The sequence below is a fragment of the Longimonas haloalkaliphila genome, assembly GCF_055379825.1.
This window is the reverse complement of the sequence record NZ_AP043948.1, coordinates 1,998,920-2,017,710: the sequence shown is the minus strand read 5'-3', so window position 1 is coordinate 2,017,710 and position 18,791 is coordinate 1,998,920. Positions and strand designations below refer to the sequence as shown.

The following is an 18,791-nucleotide window of genomic DNA, read 5'->3' as shown; positions in this document are numbered from 1 at the left end:
CGATGTGTTCTCTGCTTACAGCCCTGACATGCATGGCCTCCTCTACCGCTTCGCGCTCTTGGCGCTCCGACCTCTCTCTAATCGCTGTGGTGTTTATATGGGGGGCCAACTTCCCTATCTTGAAAGCCGCGCTGGAGGCTATGCATCCGTTTGTGCTCAACATCTTTCGTTTTAGCATCTCGGTCGGGCTCCTGGGCATTATCTACGCATGGACGCGCCAGAATGCGTCGTTCTTTGCGCCGATTCGCAAGCGCGGAAAAGCCGTGATCGGACTCGGTCTGATGGGGTATTTCGTGTATCAGATTCTCTTTATCGTCGGTGTAAACAATACGACAGCCGGAAGCGCAGCGCTCATCATGGCAGGCGCTCCGCTCTGGACTGCACTCATTGGGCGCCTTACCGGGCTCGAAACGCTGCGCGGGGTTGCCTGGGTTGCTCTGCTCGTGTCGCTCGTAGGTACAGTGCTTGTCGTGATAGACAGCGCCAACAGCTCAGTTTCTCCATTGCAGTCCGGCATGCTGTTCGGAAACCTGGTCATGCTTGTAGGGGCTGTAGTCTGGGGTGCATTTACGACCTTCAACAAGGCCGTTGTACACAACGTATCGCCGCTTGGTGTTACGTTTTTCGGCCTCCTTGTCGCCTGGCCGCTTCTTGTTGCAACCGGTATTCCCTACTGGTCAACCGTCGACTGGCCGGCTGTAGACGCGTGGGTATGGTGGGCTATTATCTACTCTGGCGCCCTGTCGACAGGTATCGCATTCGTAATCTGGAATACCGCTGTCAAAGAAGTGGGGCCGTCTAACACCGCCGTATACAACAACCTGGTTCCTTTCGTCGCTGTACTCGGAGGCGCCTGGTTCCTCGGGGAGTCCGTAACGCTTCTGCAGATCATCGGCGGCAGCCTCATCATTGGGGGCGTTGTGTGGATGCGCCGCATCCGCCGCGGAGCGTAGAATCAGCTTTTCACGTGGTGATCTCTCTTCACGAGAAAACGCTTCATCTGCGTAGATCTTTCATCACCCCATAACATCTCTCCCTCAAAGCCCAGCCCACCGAACCAGACAGCCGCGAACGTCAACCTACTTTTCCCTTCTCTTCTCTCTTGCGCAGCCGGGGTTATTGTCGTATTCTGGAGCGTACTGTCTCCTCTCTTCTTTCCTTGTCCTTGCTGCTCCTATGCCTGACCTACTTACAACGACCCGCAAACGCCTCAACCTGGACAGCCGTCCCATGCAGCTCTGGCGCAAGGCTAAATCGCTCGGCACCTGGGACCCTGCAGCAATCGACTTCTCTCAGGACGCTAAAGACTGGTCCAGCTGCTCCAATCGTGAGCAAGACCTGCTGCTGCGCCTAACTGCACAGTTTGAGGCCGGCGAGGAATCCGTCACACGTGACCTGCTTCCACTCTTGCAGTACATGAGCCGGAACGGACGTATCGAGGATGAGATGTTCTTGACCGCCTACCTCTGGGAGGAGGCCAAGCACGTAGAGGGCTTTCACCGCTTTCTCGATGAGGTGATTGGTACCGAGGACGATCTCGACAGCTACCTCACCCCGGCTTATCGCACGCTCTTCACCGAGCGGCTTCCAGATGCCATGGACGCGCTGCATACCAACAACGACCCGGCGACCCTGGCCCGCGCCTGTACCACCTATCAGATTATCGTAGAAGGCACACTCGCCGAAACAGGATATGGCGCGTATCGCGCGGTGCTCAAGGAGCGTGACCTGTGTCCTGGCATTCGCGAACTGGTGACCTACGTACAGCGCGATGAGGCTCGGCACGTTGCCTATGGCATCCACCTGCTCACTTCGCTTATCGAAGAGCACGACAGCATCGTATGGCCTGTCATTGAGGAGGCTCTCAGCGACGGACTCGCGCTTGTCACCGAGCATATTCACGAGACGCTCAGTCCATACACGGCCCCCTATCCATTCGACATTACTCCGGATCTGTTTGTGTCGATGGGGATGAGCCAGTTTGAGAAGCGACTTTCTGCTCTCGAAAGTGCGCGCCCGTAGCAGGCGTGTGACTGCTCTCAGCAGGCCCGCTCATGGCAACACCTCGGAAGTTTTTTTCATGGCGCAAGTTCTGAATGGCCCAGGTGCTACCATCCGGCCCGTTCAGCTTCTTTATTTGAGGGCGCTGCCGTATCCTCAAAGAGGCCCGGCGTATCGTCGGGGTCGGGCACGGCGATCGGGAAGATCTGGGTCGACGACTCAAACCTGGAGGTGGCATCGCCACCGCTTAGAGCACCTGGGAAGAACTCGTGCAGCTCCTCTGTCTCGCCGATGTAAGCGGCCGTATGGTCCCACGCTGTGGGCAAAGCCTCGCGCACAGGCTCGTAGAACGCTGATGCCTCTCGCGTTTCCGGCGCAGGCCACCCTGCATGTGCGAGCAGCAAGAACACGCCGCTGACGACCAGAATCACTTTTCCTCCGGCAACGACGCTGCCCAACACGCGGTCTAACAGCCCGAGCCGTAGCGCCTTTACTGCCCGCTCGAACATGCGCACAACAAACGCCACTCCACCATATACGCCCAGGAAGATTCCGGTGAACGCCAGGAGCTCGCTAAACATAGGCGACACCTCCCACGCCTCAACCATGTAGGCTCCAAACGGGCGCATGAACTGCACCGCGCAGATGAATGCGATGATCATGCCAACCAGACTGGTGATCTGGCGCAGTCCACCGGCGGTATAGCCCCGTACCAGAGCCAGGGCAAGTATGGCAAGAATGCCGATATCGAGAAGAGACATGGTCGTATTCAGGGCTTCCTGGAATATGCGGTCATCCGGCGAGCTTTTGCTTTACCACCTGCTGCACGCGCCCGCCATCTACTTTGCCGCGCAGCTTACTCATAGCTGTTCCCATCACCTGCCCCATATCAGCCATCGACGAAGCGCCTGTGTCTGCAATGATTTCGTCAATCACTGCCTCCAGCTCATCATCTGTCAGCGGATCAGGTAGGTAGGTCTTTAGCACGTCCAGCTCCGCTTGCTCTTTCTGAACAAGGTCGTCGCGCCCGGCTTCTTCAAACTGTTCGATCGACTCTTTGCGCTGTTTGGCCTCTTTGCGAACAACTGTCAACATTTCTTGCTCCGAAAGCACCGCTTCATCACCCGATCCATCGCGAGCAGCGATCTGCTTTTTCTTCAGTGCTGCAAGCAGCGAACGGAGCGTACGGAGACGCACCTTGTCCTTGGCTCGCATGGCGTCTTTAATGTTGTCGGTTAGTTGGTCTAACATATTGACTTAAGAAAATATACAAAAGGATCGCGTATTCTTGAACATGTGCGCGTGCCTGCGCTCAGTGCGCTACCAGGCGGTACGCAGATCGGCGTATGTTGGATGCGCAACGCTGTCTGATGTTCATTTGTACAGGCGCTTTCACCATTGCTCTACCACCCCGGGTTCTCTTATCGCAGACTCGTATCTCAGGCTTTCCATCTCAGGCGTCCTGATTGCTACCCGGCTGCCTACGATCCGGCTGCCTACTGCATGATGCCTTGTGCATGCTGCCACTCCGTACAGAGAGTGCGCACGCTCTCTGCATCGCGCGAAGCACACGCTGCCTTGGCGAGCGTCTCAGCTTCCGCACAGTCGATCTGTGCTACGACCGATCGTATCCTGTCAATGAAAGGAGGCGCCATGCTTAGCGTGCGAATCCCAAGTCCGAGCAGCACCGGCACAGCCACCGGGTCAGATGCGATCTCTCCGCATATGCTTACGGGAATATCGGCATGCTGTGCAGCGCGTACGGTTTGCCGCATGAGCGTAAGAACCGCCGGATGCAGCGCGTCGGCGTAGTGTGCCACGTCTGCATCGTTTCGAGCCGCGGCCAGGGTATACTGCGTCAAGTCGTTCGTGCCAAGCGCGAAGAAGTCGACTTCCTCAGCGAACTGCTCGGCCTGCAGCGCCACCGCTGGCACCTCAACCATAATGCCGACTTTCAGGTTTGAGGGCCGTTCTGAAAGCCCTACCTCATTGACAATCTCGTCGATGCGGTCGCGAATTGCCAAGACCTCGGCACGTGTCGTTACCATGGGGAGCAGCATGCGCACTGCGCGCTGCTCCGCCATACGCACGATAGCACGCAACTGGGGCTCGACCAGGTCGGGCCGGTCCAGGAGCACCCGGATGCCCCGCAGCCCCAGAAACGACCCCATCTCCGGACCCGACGCGGGCTCTGTCTTATCGCCCCCGATGTCGAGTAGCCGGATCGTCAGGGGCTGGTCGTCGGCAAGTACGTCCATAGCTGCTGCGTACTGCTCGTACTGCACCTCTTCGTTCAAGTGCTTGCGCGACTGCATCATGAACAGCATTTCGGTGCGCAGCAGCCCGATCCCCTCAGCGCCCTGCGCCGCAAGCACCCGGTACTGGTCTGCAAACTCGACATTAGCCAGCATCTGGATGCGCGTGCCGTCGGCTGTGTAGAGCGGCCCTGCTGACTTGGCGGCGCGGTTATTGTCTGCCTGTAAGGCTTCGTGGTCCTGAAAGGCAATGCGCGTCTCCTTGCTCGGACGCACCACGACCTCACCGGTGGAGCCGTCAAGCAGCAGCCAGTCCCGGTCGTTTACATGGTCAGGCAGGTTGGTCACTCCCATCACTGTTGGAAGCTCCAGCGCGCGGGCAATGAGCGCCGCATGCGAAGTGGGTCCGCCCGTTGCCGACACGCACCCGAGCACGTTGCCCTGGCTAAACCGGATGATATCGGCTGCCGAGAGCGTCTCGGCGACCACAATGCCGTGCCGCCGCTTGGTGTCGGGCATCTCCCGGTGCTGCAACGCACGCAAGAGCCGGTGCTCCGTATCCCGAAGGTCTGCAGCGCGCTCTTGCAGGTACTGGCTATCGCTCTCTTCGAGGCGTGTGCGGTGGCGCTTAAGCACAGCATGGACGGCGGCGCTCGCGTGCTCTTCATGCGTGTGGATGCGATCGCGTACCGCCTGAAGCAGCGTTTCGTCGCGCAAGATCATAGCCTGTGCCTCAAAGATCGCCGCGCTCTCACGTCCCAAACGGTTCTGCGCCAGATTAATAACCGCTTTCAACTCGCTGAGCGCACGGTCTACCGCTTGCCTGAAGCGGGCCTCTTCGTCGGAAGCGGCATCAGACGGAAGCGGCGTTGTGTCAATGTCAACAGAACTGGGGGGTTGGTACCAGGCTGGCCCTAAGACTGTACCGGATGCGACTGCGTACCCTGAAAGGCGCGCTTCTGACGTTACCCGCTCCGAGCCGGGCGCTCGTTCGCCTGCTTCTTCTCCATCAGATTCGTCATCGTCAGATATACTGTCTGTTGATTCGCTCATTCTGGTTTAGCCGGTTCTTTTTCCCCAAAGCCACGATCGAACAGGTCTTTAAGTGCCTGAAGCGCTTCTTCTTCATCGGGGCCGTCTGCTTTAAGCGTGAGTTCAGTACCCTGCTGCGCAGCCAGTGTCATTACGCCAATCACGCTCTTGCCGTTGATCTCGTGCACGCCCCGCTTGATGAAGATCTCTGATTCGAACTTGGAGGCCATACGCACAATAATAGACGCCGGACGCGTATGTATGCCGGCTTTGTTTGATACGACGACAGTCTGTTCAGTCATGCAATACGCAGCAGCAAATGCAAAGGGAGAGAAGACTTGGAGCGCTCTTAGAGCCTGTTTTGATTTCTTGATTCGGGCGTTTAGTAGGCGCGCTCTTGCAGCTGGTGGAGCAGGTCGAGCAGCGCCGTACGGGCTGGCCCCTCCGGAAGAATGTCAAGGGCGCTGTGAGCCGCCTCGGTGTAGCGTGCTACCGCGTTACGCGCTGCTTCAAACACGCCCAGATCTTGCATCGTCTTCTGAACGGTCTCGATCTGGTTGGGCGGGCAGCCCCCCTCTTCAAAGAGCGTACGCTTTAGCATGCGATGCGTTGCTCCCGACGCCCGTTCGAGCGCCATAAGCGTTACGAATGTCTTCTTGCCGGCCTGCAGGTCGCCCCCGACAGCTTTGCCCCAGTCGTCGTGGTCGGCAATCACGTCAAGCAGGTCGTCTTGAATCTGGAAGGCGCGCCCGATAGCCATACCGGCATCGTGCAGCTGCTCACGGGTTTCGGGGGATGCGCGCCCTATGACGCCGCCCCATGCCATACATGCAGCCAGAAGCGCTCCGGTCTTCCCATCGATCATGCGCATGTACGCGTCGACAGGTACCTCGGAGCGGGTTTCGAAGTCCGTGTCGAGGGCCTGCCCTTCGCAGAGCGCGTTGACCATAGGGTGGTACACGTCGAGCAGGTCTTCGGTTGGGGCTTCAGCATCGCGCAGCAGACGGGTGGCGCAGCCCATGAGCCAGTCGCCCGCCAGAATGGCGGTGCTCTCGTCCCACTTCGTATGCACAGTGGGCCGTCCGCGACGCTCAGGGGCCGCGTCCATGATGTCGTCGTGCACAAGCGTAAAGTTGTGGAAGACCTCGGCAGCCAGGGCGACCGGTTCGGAGACGTTGGGAGCAATCCCGTAGGCCTGTCCCGTAAGCTGAACCAGCACCGGACGGACCCGCTTTCCACCTCCGTTGAGTACGTACCGAATCGGGGCGTATAGCACGTCAGGCTTGCGACCGGCGACGAGTGTCGAGAGGGCGGCATCGCATCGCCTGCGAAGCGTGTCTACGGGCACGAAGTCGGACATATCAAGGCTGCTGTGGACGGATCTTAACGAGCCCCTCGCTACGCATCCCTCTGAAACGCGCGCTTTGACATTGCGGGCACGCTTCCTGAAGTGCGGAAGGGGAAATGCGGAAGGGTCATGTGTGGGCTTCGACGACTTCCGCGATGCGTGCGTGCACGTCGCTGGGCGTGCCGGTGCCATCGACGGAGACGAGCAGATCGCGCTCTTTGTAGTAGGTTTTCAGCGGTTCGGTCTGGTCGCGGTAGACCTGCAGGCGATTACGTACCGTTTCAGGCTTGTCGTCGGGGCGCTGGATGATGAGATCGTCGTCGACCTCGTCCGGCGGCGGGTTCACGTCGAGGTGGTAGTTCTCACCGGTTTCGGCGTGCACGCGGCGCTTGGAGAGGCGGTCCACGATCTCTTCGTCGGGGACTTCGAGGCTAAGCACGGCATTTAGCGGTGCGTCGTGCTCGGTCAGAAACGTGGTCAGCCACGTAGCCTGCTGCAGCGTACGCGGATAGCCGTCAAGGATGAAATCGTCATAGTCTTCGTCGGCGATGGCGCCTTCGGCCAGCTTGCGCACTACGGCGTCGGGGACGAGCTCGCCCTTTTCGACGTACGACTTGGCTTCGAGTCCGACCGGTGTTTCATTTTTCATAGCGGCCCGGATAATATTTCCGGTGGCGATCTGCGTGAGGTCGTACCGGTCAACGAGCTTGCGGGCCTGGGTGCCTTTGCCCGCGCCGGGCGGGCCAAACAGAAGTAAGCGCATAGGGAATGCGAGGGGTTGAATGGAAAACGGAAGGTTGGTTACGCGTTATCGGAGCTGTTGGACTGCTCGTCGAATACGCGGTCGGCGAGGCGGCGCGACACTTCGATGAGCACAACCTGAATCACGATCTGCAGCGCTCCACCGACGGCCCGTTGCAGGAGCCCGGGCGCCTCTGGAGATGGCGCTGCCTCGACGAGTACGGGCACCCGGTCGCGCAGAACGTCGTCGACGATGGTGTCGGCGTCGGCACCCGACTCGATGGCGGCACGCAGGTCTTCTTCTACCGCAGTAGCGTAACGCGTGGCCCACTGGCTGCGGGTACGGGGGCGGCTGAGTAGACGGCCTACGACCCACCCGGCTGCGAGGGCGCCGGCCGCGCTAACCAGTGGGTACGCACGCAGCTTCTGACGTACAGCAGTTTTGATGTCGTCGGCTTCGTCGCGCAGCGCATCGAAGCGCGAAAAGAGTGATTCTTGCGCCTCTTTAAGCTGCGACGATACGTCTTCACGCGACGAGGATGAGGAGGTCGGCATAGAGAAATATGGTCAAGATGAAGCAGTCGACGACGGGGAGCCGTTTTCGCTGGTGGGTGCACCACTGGGTGGTGTGGCCTTCGCAGCCTTTGTGGACTTCTCAGATGACCCAGAGGGGGTGGAAGCGCCATTGGACGCTGCCGCCTCTTCGCGGGCCTGCTTTTTTGCTTTCTGCCACTCTTGGTAGAGCTTTGTGCGCACCAGCTTAGGCTGGCGGGCTCGCACGATGGCAGCAGTGGCACCGAGTCCGATCGTCACGATCAAGAACCCCCAGAATGGATGCCCGAGCAGCCAGCCCAGCCCCAGTGCTACGGTTACCAGCGTAAAGAACGCGGCAAGGCCCCCGAACACGGCGAGGATGACGCCAATCACGACTGCGTTGAGGCGCTCGTCGAGTTTGGCTTCGAGATCCATGACCGCCAGGTCTACGCGCAGGTCTACCCAGCGGCGCAGGTCGGCCACCACGCCCTGAGCATGCCCCGCAATGCGTTCCATGCGGGTCTTCGATCCGTTCGGCGAAGCAGATGGGTCAGACGCAGGGGAAGTCGGCTCCATAAGATGCGGCGTGATACAAGATTATAGGTGATCGTTAATATAGCGGTTCAGCATCATATCGCAAGTGAATACCTGGTTCACTCTGCGGGAGGAACTGTTCAGGTGCAGGCACTTTCGTCTGCATCGTCAATATACCCCACATCGGTCTCCAGTTGTTCGCTGCGGCCTCTATTGGTGTGTGAATCCGTGCGCATCTGCGTAGCCACAGCGAAGACCTACAGCGAGGACCCACACCGCACTATCTGTATTGCGTTCACCTGATATTTCATGACGATCGAAACCGCCCCAACGCCTAACCCCAACAGTGTAAAGCTCACCCCGAGCAGTGGTCCCGTTACCGGGGCTTCGATGCTCGCGATCAAGACCGCATCTGATGCAGAGGGCGACGCACTCGGAGAAGCCCTCATTGGCATCGACGGCGTTGTCGATGTATTTATGACTCCTGCTTTCGTGACGCTCACGAAGGCGGATGGCACATCGTGGGGGACTATCTTACCCAGAGCTCGCGCCCTCATCACCGAGCACCTAAGTGGATAACGAGAAGGCATGAAGTAGGCACGCAACCTGGGCGTGCGCCGAATCGAAGCCGCATTGCCCCCCGAGCGGATCGGCAGAACGCGCCGCGCCTCCGCTACGGATTCAGACTTGGGGATCCGGTGCTATGAAGGCTCTTTTCATGGGCAAATGCCTGAAGTGCCTGCACGCAGGGCGGCCACCAGTCGGCGCGGTGGAGCGTGCCGAGCCGGGCTACGCGCTTGTCTTCTGGCATGACGCGCTGCACCCGGTCGTGCCCCCCCTGGCGGCAGAGCACCGGGCCTACCGCGTTGGCATTGCCAGCCACCCAGGTCCCGGCCTCGTCCCGGCCAGTGTACTCAGCCCATCGCACGTGCAGCCCCGACTGCATCTCGGGAGCGCCTCTGCTAAACAGGAAGGTCAGGTCGTCGGCATAGGCGTGGGGCGCGCCTTGCGCTTCAAGGAAGGCCTGTTGCATCTGCAGGGTGCCCGGAACGCTCTCATGTGCCGGAATCGCTCCTCGCATGTGCGCAAGCGACTCAAGGTACGCGTCCGGCGCGAGTCCCTCAGGCGCCCATATAAGCCCAACATGCTGCGGCGCACGGCCATCGTAGACCAGAATGTCCTCGGCCAGCGCCTCGCGCTCATCGGCCGACTCATTTCCGTCGAGCACGACCACCGCAGGACGCTCGGCGTACGCCCATACGATATCGTCGTCATTCAAGCTGCTGTCGTCGCGCCCCAGCATCAGTATGGGCGCCTCCTCTGGGGCAGCCTTGCCCCACTGCACGGGAGCCACCTCTGGTACCAGGTCCTGTTCTTTAGTGGCCCGTGCAAGAGCTGCCTGCAGCAGATCTTGAAGCAACGGCTGCACGTGCGTGGTGCTCACATGCACGGTGGCTCCTCGAAGCGTCAGGTAAGCGATTAGCGGCAATCCGTACAGCGGGCGCTGGCCCTGCAGGTGAAGGCGCGCCGCAGTCACATCCAGCTTCGGGGCTGTGGCTGCAGACTGCAAGGAAGCTCGCAGGCACGCATCCATCTGCTGATTGACCGCGAAGGTGACGTGGTCTTTCGTGAAGGGATAGTCCTCTGTTTCGCAGGCCTTCGAAATCAGATCAATGCGAGGCTCATAGTCGGGATCGGTCCATGCTTCTGCAGTTTGATGCAGGGCGTCTGCCCAGATGATGCGATCAAATGAAGCCATTTCCGGAGAACGGGGATCAGGGATAGAGGCAAAATGGAGGCAATGCAGGTTCTTATCCTTCGATGGTCCAGGTATCGCCCTGGTGGAGCAGTGTCTGCAGATCGCCATCGCCCCGTTTTTCACGCACTGCACTGATCTGTTCATGCAGCTGCTGCTCATACGTCGGACGGTCCGTCTGGTAGAGCACGCCAAACGGGCGCGGCAGATCGGGCTGGTCGAACATGCGGCCGAGGAGATGCGCCATCTCGCGGTTACCGTTATCGTAAACGAGACAGTCGCTAACCGACCAGTGTCCGTTCGTCAGGTCGACCGCTTCAAGCGTGAGTCCGTCGAGTCGGAGCCCGCGGTCGCCATCGGCAAACGTAAGCGGCGCGCCGTCTTCCACAAAGAGCGCACGGTTGGCCTTTGTGTTGCGGTCGGTAAATTCGAAGAAGGCCCCGTCGTTGAATATATTGCAGTTCTGGTAGATCTCCAGAAAGGCCGTGCCGGCGTGGTTGTGTGCGGCTTTCATCATTGCCTTCATGTGCTTTGGATCGCGATCCATGGTGCGCGCCACGAACGAAGCGTCGGCTCCAAGCGCAACGGCCACCGGATTGAATGGGCGGTCGAGGGATCCGTGGGGAGTGCTCTTTGTCACTTTGCCCACTTCCGAGGTCGGACTGTACTGGCCTTTGGTGAGGCCATAGATCTCGTTGTTAAAGAGCAGCACCTGCGTATCCAGGTTACGGCGGCACAGGTGGATGAGGTGGTTCCCTCCAATCGAGAGCGCATCGCCATCACCCGTTACGATCCAGACATCGAGCTCAGGATTGGCACACTTCAGCCCGGTTGCAAAGGTGGGAGCACGGCCATGGATGGTGTGCATCCCGTATGTGTCCATATAGTACGGGAAGCGTCCGGCGCAGCCGATACCGCTGATAAACACCACATTCTCTTTTGCAACGTCAAGTTCGGGCAAGAGGCGCTGCACGGTAGCCAGGATGGCATAGTCGCCACACCCCGGACACCAGCGCACGTCCTGGTCGCTCGAAAAGTCTTTACGGGTCAGGGCGTCACCGCCGCCATCTCCGCCGTAGCCGGGCGGCAGCGTCGGCTTCTTAGGCGACGTGCCGCGAGGCGGCCCGGCTGGCTTCTTGGCACCAGGGGGCCCGCTCGGTTTTTTGGTATTGTCGGAAGCCGTTCCGTTGGAGGAGGTTGGGTCAGCCATGATTCTATGTTGGGCTTATAATTGGGCAGAGCAGCAGAGTCGAATGACGTAGCAGGTGGACCGGCGGGGTTAGGACGCCACAGCGGGCGTGTCTGTCGCCTCGTTGATCGCTGCGCAGATTTCTTCGGCGCGAAAGGGCCGTCCCTGAATCTTGTTTAGCGGCACGAAGTCGGCTTTGTACGCATCGCGGAGGAGCCGGATGAGCTGTCCGTTATTGAGTTCGGGGACGAGCACACGGTCGAATCCGTCAATGATCGCCTCAAGATCTGCGGGCAGCGGCCATACGTAACGCAGGTGCGCTGCACTGACAGCCGTGTCTTGCTCGCGGCACCGCCCGACCGCCTCGTCGATTGCGCCTTTGGTAGAGCCCCACCCCAGTACCAAGAGCGATCCGGCACGCGGTCCCGTTACGGGCGTAGGCGGAATGGTTTGCGTGACGCGCTGCACTTTCTCCGCGCGCAGCTTTACCATGCGCTCGTGGTTGGCCGGGTCGTACGACACGTTACCGGTCTTGTGCTCTTTCTCCAGTCCGCCGAGGCGGTGCTCCAGCTCGGGTGTACCCGGCACGGCCCACGGACGCGCCAGCGTGTCGCTGTTACGCACGTATGGAAGAAACTGCGGGTTACCGTCGCCATCGGTCGTCATGTTGGCGTCGGTTGGCGTGGTGGTCTGCTCGACCTCAAACGCGGGCAGGGTGTCGACATCGGGAATGCGCCACGCTTCCGACCCATTGCCGAGGTAGCCATCGGCGAGGAGCATCACGGGTGTCATGTAGGTAGTTGCGATGCGGCAGGCTTCGTAGGCCATGTAGAAACAGTCGGCGGGCGAGGCCGGCGCCAGCACCGGAAGCGGAGCTTCGCCGTTGCGCCCATACACGGCCTGCAGCAGATCGCTCTGCTCCGGCTTGGTAGGCAGTCCGGTAGAGGGGCCGCCGCGCTGCATGTTCACCACCACGAGCGGAAGCTCCGTCATTACGCCCAGCCCAATCGCCTCGGTTTTCAGGGCAACGCCCGGACCGCTTGTGCCACAGACCCCGAGGGCTCCACCAAAGCTGGCTCCGATCGCCGAACCGACCGCTGCAATCTCATCTTCAGCCTGAAACGTAGCCACCCCGAAGTTCTTGTGTTTGCTGATCTCGTGCAGGATATCGGAGGCTGGCGTTATCGGGTACGATCCGTAAAAGACCGAGAGGCCGCTCTGGGCGGCAGCGGCTACGAGTCCGAGCGCTACGGCTTCGGCGCCGCGCACCGTGCGGTAGGTGCCTGGTTTCATCGAGGCCGGGTCGACCTCATACCGCACGCCGATTGCCTCTATCGTTTCAGCATAGTGGGCCCCCTTTTCGAGCACCGTGAGGTTGGCCTCACGGATCGCCGGGCGGTCGCCGAACTTCTCGCGGATCCACGACCGTGCGGGTTCAAGCGGACGCGAGTACATCCAGAGCGTCATACCCAACGCAAACATGTTCTTAGAGCGATCGATCTGCTTTTTGGACAGATCCGTATCGCTGAGCGCCTCGCGGGTGAGCGTAGTAAGCGCTACGTCGATAACGTGATAGCCCTCAAGCGTATCGTCGTTCAACGGATCGGCGTCTTCCCAGTCGGCAAGCTCCAGATCGCGCGGGGTAAAGGCGTCGGTGTTGAGCAGCACCGTACCTCCGCGCCGCACGCGAGGAAGATGCACTTTCAGCGCCGCTGCATTCATCGCCACGAGCAGATCGACCTTGTCGCCAGGCGTGTTGATGTCAACCGTACCGAAGTGCAGTTGAAATCCGCTTACGCCATATGTCGTACCTGCGGGGGCTCGTATCTCGGCGGGGTAGTCAGGCAGCGTGGCCAGATCGTTGCGCGCATGCGCCGAGGCGAGCGTAAACTGCGAGCCGGTAAGCTGCATGCCGTCGCCCGAGTCGCCCGCAAAAAGCACGGTGGCGTCGGGGATCGAGCGGAGCGCAGTATCAGATGAGTGGGCTGAATCGGAGGGCGTAGTCATGGATGCCTCTCAGGTTGAACGACAAAAGCGAATATCCGTGTGCTATGCTGTGTATTGCTCCCGACAGTATGCGACACCGCCGGTCGGTAACGCTACGATCGGTGCTGTTGGTGCTGTTGGTGCTGTTAGTGCTATGCTACGCGGTTACATGTCCTGCTACGTATGCTGTGTTAGGTACTGTGATGTCAGATACGCGGATGGAAGATACGTAAAGTACAGTTTCCGATTTGGCACATTTGGCCAACCGAACCAGAAGGTCCGTACCGGGATACCCTGTCTTGTTGCTACATGGAATCCCCCACGCGAAGCGCCAGGTGTGAACAATACGTTACACTTGCGTAACAGACAGTGTGCAGACAGGCATTGTATCTGCTCTGCATTGTACCTGCTTCTCCATTAACTCCTTAATGCGTCTTCACATGATTGTTTACACCGCGACCACGTACGGCGTTACTGCTCGGGTGTGGCCTGTTTACCTGGATGATCCTTCAAGCCTCATGGATATGGAGTTTGCTTTCAGCTACGCGATCCATCTCTACAACCGCGGCCATGAAGACCTGGAGCTGATCCGCAAGCAGTTTACAATCAAGGAGGCGACTGGGCGGCTGCAGGCCACGGAGGGCGACGATCTGGGTAAGCGCCCCATCATCCCCGCAGGCCGCAAGCACGTGCTTGATGAGCGCTGTACGGTGAGCAGCTTCGATGCGGTCGTGGAGGGCAACTACCTGGCGCAACGTCCCAACGGCGAACGTGTGCGCATCGCCCTACCATCGTTTCCGCTGCATGCCGCAGCAAACTAAGCACATCAAGGCATTGATCGGTATGGACTCCTGATAAGCCGGCAGGGTAGCACGCATCGGCAAGATAACACGCATCGGGGTGGTCTGGAGTTACCTTGTCCGGGCTTACCGAGTTTACGCGGCGACCATCTCAACACGGATGTCGTAATCGGGCGTCGTAAGCGTAATCACTTCGTTGCGGTCGGCGAGGCCGTAGTCTTCGATTTGCTCGGGCAGGGCCTCCTCGGGGGTATCCAGCTTGAAGAGCGCATCAGCCACCACGTGCCAGTCTTGTGTGGTCAGATGAACCGTTGCGTCGCGGCCTTCAGCCACCATCGGCGCATAGTTGAGCACCTTCTCCAAATGGTTAACAGCCTGCTTGATGTGCTTGTTTATCGGGATGTCTGGGTCCACAGCCATGGCGGAAACGTGTTGGGTTGAGGTAGCGTGTCTATTGTCGTGGTGATGCCGAACGGCATGCCAAAAATGGACGTTCCCTCTTCCCCCGTATGTATCGGCCTGTATGGACAGCTATCTTTCGTATTTGTCGCGTATTTTGCAGCAGGGCACTCCCATGCCCGACCGCACCAGCACCGGCACCCTGAGCCTGTTTGGCGAGCACCTCCGCATCGACCTGAACGAGGGATTCCCGCTCCTCACCACTAAGCGCGTATGGATGCGCGGCGTCATCGTTGAACTGCTGTGGTTTCTGCGCGGCGAAACGAACATCCGTCCGCTTGTAAAACAGGGCGTGTCGATCTGGACGGATTGGCCCCTGCAGCGCTACCAGGAGGCAACCGGTGACCAGCTCTCGCAGGAGACGTTCGAGGCGCGGATCTGCACCGATGCGGCGTTTGCCCGTAAGTGGGGCGAACTCGGCCCGGTGTACGGACGCCAGTGGCGCAACTTTGACGGCGTCGATCAGATTGCGCGGCTGGTCGAGGCGCTCCGTACGAATCCCTACTCACGACGGCACCTGGTCAGCGCCTGGCACCCAGCCGACGTTGACGAGATGGCTCTCCCGCCCTGTCACTATGCATTTCAGTGCCACGTAGAGCCCGTCTCCGACGGCCCCGACCGGCTCTCGCTGATGTGGCAGCAGCGCTCGGTCGACTCGTTTCTCGGCCTTCCGTTCAATATAGCCAGCTACGCGCTACTCACCCACCTGCTGGCCCAGCAAACCGGGTACGAGCCAGGTACCCTACACTTCAGCGGCGGCAACTGCCATATCTACCAGAATCATCTCGACCAGGTGCGCACCCAGCTGGAACGCATGCCGTATCCGCTTCCGCGTATCACCATCCAACCTGCCAATTCGATCTTTGACTATCACGTCGAAGACATCACTCTGCATGACTACCAGCACCATCCGGCGTTGCCAGCCCCTATCGCGGTGTAACCTCATTGCAGCGCGCAAGATATCCTGTGGCATGCCTTGTAGTGTACAGACGTAACGCGGACGGTACCCCTACGACAAAAATGTATAACGAGCGGGCAAACTTTAACGATAGATGCTACGTTACGTGAATCCGACCTTTCAATGATTACTGAAAACTGCGATGATAGACGCCTCGGTGTTCACGTCGAACCGCTCGTCGGAGCCTTCGTCTCGCGAGCGGTCGTTTCCGACTACGCTGGATGCCATTCGCGCCCCCGTGGCGGATGAGTTGGATGCGTTTCGCCCGTACTTTCGCGAGGCGATGGAATCGGACCATTTTCTGCTTGACAAGATCACGCAGTACGTGCTCAGGCAGAAAGGCAAGCGCATCCGGCCGCTGCTCGTGCTCCTGTCGGCCAAGGTCTGTGGCGAGGTTAACGAGATGAGCTACCGGGCCGCTGCGCTCGTAGAGCTCTTGCATACTGCTACGCTGGTGCACGACGATGTGGTCGACGACGCCGACACGCGCCGTGGCATGTTTTCGATCAATGCCCTCTGGAAGAATAAGATCGCTGTGCTAATGGGCGACTTTCTTCTGAGCCGGGGTCTGCTGCTCTCGCTCGACCACAACGACTACACCGTGCTGCATGCACTTTCAGACGCGGTGCGCCGCATGAGTGAAGGCGAGCTGCTGCAGATCGAAAAAGCCCGCTTTCTGAACATCGACGAGAAGACGTACTTCCGTATCATCTCCGACAAAACCGCCTCGCTTATCTCCGCCTGCACCACGAGCGGCGCGCTCAGCGTAACCAACGACGAGGAGATTATCGAGCGGATGCGCGCCTACGGCGAAAAGCTCGGACTCGCGTTCCAGATCCGTGACGACCTGTTCGACTTCGGAGCGGTCGATGCCGGCAAGCCAGTTGGCATCGACATGCAGGAGAAGAAGATGACGCTGCCCCTGATTCACGCGCTGGAGCAATCCTCTAAGTCCGAGCGCAAGGCCGTCATGAAGCACGTGCGTACCGACGACAAGTCGGCCGAAGACATGCAGGCGATTGCCTCCTTTGCGAAAAAGCATGGGGGCATTGCGTATGCCCGTGAGCGCATGGAAGCGCTTGCTACCGAAGCGTATGAGTTGGCCGACGCATTTCCTCCCTCAGAGGCGTGCGATGCACTGCTTGGACTGACTCAGTTCACAATTCAGCGTAAACGGTAATTCGGTAGGGCCTGCCGCACTGCTTCTGCATTGCCATTCCGCTCTCTATCTCACTGATCTTTCCTGGACTGCTTTGTTACTATGAGCGTATTCTGTCACCTACTGGGCACGGGCGCAGCCATCAGCGATCCCCATCGCACTACGACGATGCTGGCCTTCTCAGACGACGCACACCCCGATCAGTCGCTCCTGGTCGACTGTGGCGGCGACGCCCTACAGCGCTGGCAGGCCGTAGGCGGCGAGATCCGCGACATGGCGGCGCTCATCCTTACGCATGTGCATCCTGACCATATTAGCGGACTGCCCCTGCTTATGGAGAAGACGTGGCTCTCTGATCGCGAGGGGGATCTGCCGATATGCGGCTACCAGGAGACGATCGACCAGGCCAACCGGTGCATGGATGCGTTTGCGTCGGTCACGGCCGGATGGGACGGCATGCCCGAGATAGTTCCGCATGTGGTAGCCCACAAAGCCGATGCCCGTGTATGGGCCCAGAAGCCCTGGCGCGTTACCAGCGCTCCTGTCGACCATGGCCCTCCGACGTTTGGCCTGCGGGTGGAGCATATACCCTCGGGTACAGTGATAGCTTATTCGTGCGATACGGCGCCCTGCGATGCCGTGGTTGAACTGGCTCACGAAGCCGACCTGCTCGTCCATGAGTCTAACGGCGCGGGGCCGGGGCACAGCAGCATGGTCGAAGCCGCCGATGTTGCGCGCGCCGCAAAGGCCAAACAGCTCGTGCTGGTGCACCTCCCGCCAGGCAATAAGCAGGAATCGCTGGCTGCGGCTCGCAACACCTTTCCAGAAACCACACTCGGCGTTGAGGGAAAGAGCTACCCCGTAGCACGCAGCTAAGCGCACAAACGGCATAAGCACACTGTGACCTTTTAACGCCCAGAACCCTGTTTCGGTTTGCAGGTGAGAGCGGGCACCAATGAAGCTAAAGGGGAGCTATTCGCCACGCAGAATGCGTGCGTCAACCTCAGGAAGCGACGGGTTGATAAGCATGTCGGTGCCCAACTCAAACCCTGCTCGCACCGACATCCGCGGCGTAAAGCGCAGGCTCCACACCAGGTGCGGCGCCGCAGCATCTGCATCGAGAGCCGTATGCACGGTCATGTTATGGTCCGGGTCGCTGGCATACTCTACGTAACGCCGCGTAATCGTGCGCGCCAGTTCGGCACAAGACCGGCGCTCCGCATCCGTCATGGCCCCGAAGTGCGCCGTGTTGCGACGGGGAACGACCCATACGCTAAACGGGGCTGGCGCCGCATACGGCACAAACGCGACCATGTGCTCATTTTCAGCAACCATACGCCTGCCCCCTTCTTCACGTGTTCGAACCGCTTGCATTAACGGCTCGCCGTGCTTCTCGTAATGGGTGCGGCAGCGCTGCTCCTCTGCAACCATCTGCGTGGGCGGAAGCGGCGGTGCGATAAGCTGACTGTGGGGGTGCTCCAGCGAAGCGCCTGCGCGCCCCCCATGATTACGGAAGAGCACCGGGTACAGGTCTGGATGCTCCGCACGCACTGCCGCGTGGCGCCGCTGGTAGAGCCTCAACACGGCCGTTAGCTGCTCTACATCCAGAAACGCCCAGTGCCGATGATGGTGGGGGGTGTCAATCAGCACCTCTTGATATCCATATGCCGACCGCCCCTCATAGATCTGGTTTGTGGCTGCTTCAGATCGAACCTCATTCTGAAACGCCGGATACTTGTTTGGCACGGCTCGCACGCGCCAGGCCCCTTCTCCAGTCGCAATCTCGTCCAAGATGCCCGGAAGCATCTTCTCGTTACTTGGACAGAACGGGCACCCGTCTACAGGGCCAGACGCTTCATCGGGGGCTTCAACCTGGGTACGCTTTGGGCGTCCCCCACGGTCTGGCGCGCACGCCACCCACTGATCGGTGAGACGGTCGCGGCGCATGTAGTACGAAGATAGATCCATGAAGCAATATAGGAATAGAGGGATGCGAAGCGCTGCGTGTCCTGCGGGGAGCGTATTGCCGGGGAGACACA

General features: G+C 59.7%; 20 protein-coding genes. 7 read left to right on the top strand and 13 right to left on the bottom strand.

The window, feature by feature from the left end:
• Positions 1–32 precede the first annotated feature (32 nt).
• Complete coding sequence (locus ACZ48V_RS07900) at positions 33–953, top strand: DMT family transporter (RefSeq protein WP_464538209.1); 921 nt, start codon at positions 33–35, stop codon at positions 951–953.
• 223 nt (positions 954–1,176) lie between these two features.
• Positions 1,177–2,022 (top strand): R2-like ligand-binding oxidase, encoded by an 846-nt coding sequence (locus ACZ48V_RS07895; RefSeq protein ID WP_464538208.1) that lies wholly within the window; start codon positions 1,177–1,179, stop codon positions 2,020–2,022.
• Positions 2,023–2,108: 86 nt separating this feature from the next.
• Here the strand turns inward: ACZ48V_RS07895 and ACZ48V_RS07890 are convergent, their stop codons facing one another.
• The 8 genes from ACZ48V_RS07890 to ACZ48V_RS07855 all read right to left on the bottom strand — a co-directional run bounded on the left by ACZ48V_RS07890 (position 2,109) and on the right by ACZ48V_RS07855 (position 8,487).
• On the bottom strand, positions 2,109–2,762 hold the full coding sequence (locus ACZ48V_RS07890) for a CvpA family protein (RefSeq protein ID WP_464538207.1): 654 nt from the start codon (positions 2,760–2,762) through the stop codon (positions 2,109–2,111).
• A gap of 31 nt (positions 2,763–2,793) precedes the next feature.
• Positions 2,794–3,252, bottom strand: coding sequence for a GatB/YqeY domain-containing protein (locus ACZ48V_RS07885; RefSeq protein WP_464538206.1), 459 nt, complete (start codon positions 3,250–3,252; stop codon positions 2,794–2,796).
• A gap of 245 nt (positions 3,253–3,497) precedes the next feature.
• Entirely contained in the window at positions 3,498–5,309 is a 1,812-nt protein-coding gene (ptsP, locus tag ACZ48V_RS07880) for a phosphoenolpyruvate--protein phosphotransferase (protein WP_464538205.1), read from the bottom strand.
• A complete protein-coding gene (locus tag ACZ48V_RS07875; RefSeq protein ID WP_464538204.1) occupies positions 5,306–5,590 on the bottom strand; it encodes an HPr family phosphocarrier protein in 285 nt (94 codons plus the stop codon). The genes ptsP and ACZ48V_RS07875 overlap by 4 nt, the downstream gene beginning before the upstream one ends.
• Positions 5,591–5,670: 80 nt before the next feature.
• A complete protein-coding gene (locus ACZ48V_RS07870) occupies positions 5,671–6,648 on the bottom strand; it encodes a polyprenyl synthetase family protein (RefSeq protein WP_464538203.1) in 978 nt (325 codons plus the stop codon).
• A gap of 115 nt (positions 6,649–6,763) precedes the next feature.
• Positions 6,764–7,399 carry an adenylate kinase gene (locus ACZ48V_RS07865; RefSeq protein ID WP_464538202.1) on the bottom strand — a complete coding sequence of 212 codons (636 nt, stop codon included), beginning with the start codon at positions 7,397–7,399 and terminating at the stop codon, positions 6,764–6,766.
• Positions 7,400–7,437: 38 nt separating this feature from the next.
• Complete coding sequence (locus tag ACZ48V_RS07860; protein WP_464538201.1) at positions 7,438–7,932, bottom strand: hypothetical protein; 495 nt, start codon at positions 7,930–7,932, stop codon at positions 7,438–7,440.
• 12 nt (positions 7,933–7,944) lie between these two features.
• Entirely contained in the window at positions 7,945–8,487 is a 543-nt protein-coding gene (locus ACZ48V_RS07855) for a phage holin family protein (protein ID WP_464538200.1), read from the bottom strand.
• Between the two features lie 267 nt (positions 8,488–8,754).
• Between ACZ48V_RS07855 and ACZ48V_RS07850 the strand changes: the two genes are divergently transcribed.
• Positions 8,755–9,024, top strand: coding sequence for a NifU N-terminal domain-containing protein (locus tag ACZ48V_RS07850; RefSeq protein WP_464538199.1), 270 nt, complete (start codon positions 8,755–8,757; stop codon positions 9,022–9,024).
• Between the two features lie 94 nt (positions 9,025–9,118).
• On the opposite strand, the gene ACZ48V_RS07845 is transcribed toward ACZ48V_RS07850, so the two are convergent.
• The 3 genes from ACZ48V_RS07845 to ACZ48V_RS07835 form a co-directional block, all read right to left on the bottom strand.
• Positions 9,119–10,204: a hypothetical protein gene (locus ACZ48V_RS07845; RefSeq protein WP_464538198.1), complete on the bottom strand. Its 1,086-nt coding sequence runs from the start codon at positions 10,202–10,204 to the stop codon at positions 9,119–9,121.
• 52 nt (positions 10,205–10,256) lie between these two features.
• Positions 10,257–11,411, bottom strand: a complete 1,155-nt coding sequence (locus ACZ48V_RS07840; protein ID WP_464538197.1) for a 2-oxoacid:ferredoxin oxidoreductase subunit beta — start codon at positions 11,409–11,411, stop codon at positions 10,257–10,259.
• A gap of 69 nt (positions 11,412–11,480) precedes the next feature.
• Positions 11,481–13,397, bottom strand: a complete 1,917-nt coding sequence (locus ACZ48V_RS07835; RefSeq protein ID WP_464538196.1) for a 2-oxoacid:acceptor oxidoreductase subunit alpha — start codon at positions 13,395–13,397, stop codon at positions 11,481–11,483.
• 419 nt (positions 13,398–13,816) lie between these two features.
• On the opposite strand from ACZ48V_RS07835, the gene ACZ48V_RS07830 reads away from it, so the two are divergent.
• Entirely contained in the window at positions 13,817–14,197 is a 381-nt protein-coding gene (locus ACZ48V_RS07830; protein WP_464538195.1) for an ApaG domain-containing protein, read from the top strand.
• A gap of 114 nt (positions 14,198–14,311) precedes the next feature.
• Here the strand turns inward: ACZ48V_RS07830 and ACZ48V_RS07825 are convergent, their stop codons facing one another.
• The gene (locus ACZ48V_RS07825; RefSeq protein WP_464538194.1) at positions 14,312–14,596 is read right to left on the bottom strand and encodes a hypothetical protein; all 285 of its coding nucleotides are present in this window, start codon (positions 14,594–14,596) and stop codon (positions 14,312–14,314) included.
• A gap of 103 nt (positions 14,597–14,699) precedes the next feature.
• Between ACZ48V_RS07825 and thyA the strand changes: the two genes are divergently transcribed.
• The 3 genes from thyA to ACZ48V_RS07810 all read left to right on the top strand — a co-directional run bounded on the left by thyA (position 14,700) and on the right by ACZ48V_RS07810 (position 17,628).
• Positions 14,700–15,575: a thymidylate synthase gene (gene thyA / locus ACZ48V_RS07820; protein WP_464538193.1), complete on the top strand. Its 876-nt coding sequence runs from the start codon at positions 14,700–14,702 to the stop codon at positions 15,573–15,575.
• Between the two features lie 160 nt (positions 15,576–15,735).
• Positions 15,736–16,773, top strand: a complete 1,038-nt coding sequence (locus tag ACZ48V_RS07815; protein ID WP_464538192.1) for a polyprenyl synthetase family protein — start codon at positions 15,736–15,738, stop codon at positions 16,771–16,773.
• Between the two features lie 81 nt (positions 16,774–16,854).
• Positions 16,855–17,628, top strand: a complete 774-nt coding sequence (locus ACZ48V_RS07810; protein ID WP_464538191.1) for an MBL fold metallo-hydrolase — start codon at positions 16,855–16,857, stop codon at positions 17,626–17,628.
• Between the two features lie 96 nt (positions 17,629–17,724).
• On the opposite strand, the gene ACZ48V_RS07805 is transcribed toward ACZ48V_RS07810, so the two are convergent.
• Positions 17,725–18,720 (bottom strand): galactose-1-phosphate uridylyltransferase, encoded by a 996-nt coding sequence (locus ACZ48V_RS07805; RefSeq protein ID WP_464538190.1) that lies wholly within the window; start codon positions 18,718–18,720, stop codon positions 17,725–17,727.
• Positions 18,721–18,791: the final 71 nt, after the last annotated feature.